General features: G+C 57.1%; 1 protein-coding gene. It reads right to left on the bottom strand.

Annotation, left to right across the window (positions count from 1 at the left end):
* Window positions 1-193 precede the first annotated feature (193 nt).
* Complete coding sequence (locus AB4Z51_RS44935) at window positions 194-1,228, bottom strand: IS110 family transposase (protein ID WP_441499769.1); 1,035 nt, start codon at window positions 1,226-1,228, stop codon at window positions 194-196.
* Between the last annotated feature and the right edge of the window lie 83 nt (window positions 1,229-1,311).

The raw sequence follows: 1,311 nt of genomic DNA, 5'->3' as shown, positions 1-1,311 counted from the left end.
GACAGCCTGCGAGGCTCGCTCTTGTCTACGAGGTCGACGTTCATAGCCGCCTCACGATGGTAGTCCGAAGATCGGGAGCTGCTATCTATTAGGCGCGTGCTGCAGGCACAGAGGTTGCAGCGCAGTCACCCCGACCTCGTCCTCGCAGGACGTCGTCCCGCCTYTTCGRCGGATCCGCTSAATTGCTAATTGATCATGCGGTCGCCTCCTCGCGGGTCCATCGGAACTCGCTTCCATCTGCCCAGATCCGATGCATCACGATCGCTAATTTTCGTGCGACTGCTACGACCGCTCGGCGAAGGCCGCGTCGCTTGGCCACCCTTACACCCCARGCTTTCAATGCGGACCAACGCTKGGTGCGGGTTAGAAGTGCAAGCGCGGCCTGATAAAGTATGGTCCTGAGCATCACATCGCCACACCTCGAAATAGCGCCATTCCGATCGGTTTCCCCAGATGCGTATTTGCGTGGCGTAAGGCCAAGATGCGCGCCAACRTCGCGGGAGCGTTGAAAGCGATCCGGGTCATCAATGGTTGTTAGAAACGTGATTGCCGTCAGTGCACCWACRCCYGGTATCGTCATGAGCCGCTGACATGTCGGTTCGCGGCGTACTATTTCAAGTACCATCTTGTGCAGGACGCCGTACTGTTCACGCAGCGCGGCTCGAGCCACAAGCATTGGGCGCAGCATCGCCGCGAGTCGTGGATGGCCATCTGTGAGTTCATTAGTCTGCTGCTCAAACGTCRCTTGRGRTATACGACCAGAYAGCTTTAAGCCGAAGACGCGTAAGACGCCGCGAATTTCRTTCTCGATATCGATCTGCTTGATCARAAGCGTCTTGCGATTGTTGAGAAGCATTCGTAGCTCCTGGCTCACGTCACCCTTGATATGWACAACGGTGTACCAGCCGACCCGCATTACCTGYGCAATRGCGCGAGCGTCGTTTCGATCGGTCTTAATCGGCATCGTCTTAGTCACGCCACGCAGTCTTCGGGGATCGATGCAGACTGCGTGTAAGCCGGCAGCACGCAGTTCGCTGTACAGCCAACGAGCGAGACCACCAATCTCAATCCCGATCTTGACAATGGGCAATCCGCTTTCSTTGAGCCAGGCAACAATAGCCTCCGGTTCCGAAAGTRCYTTGCCCTCGCGAATGACGACGCCATTCTCGTCCACAACACAGATMGCCGTCTCCTTTAGCGAAACATCCAGACCGACATAGTGCTTCATGTTCCCGCTCCTGYTGCCACCGGCTCGCCGGCTTCCCTTCCAGGCTGAGCCTTTCGAGCAGCAACCGCAATCACCCCATCTAC

It is taken from the genome of Bradyrhizobium sp. 2TAF36, assembly GCF_052114925.1.
GTDB classification, from domain to species: Bacteria; Pseudomonadota; Alphaproteobacteria; order Rhizobiales; family Xanthobacteraceae; genus Bradyrhizobium; species Bradyrhizobium barranii.
Note: the sequence above shows the minus strand (reverse complement) of the source record. Positions and strands in the feature narration are given on the sequence as shown.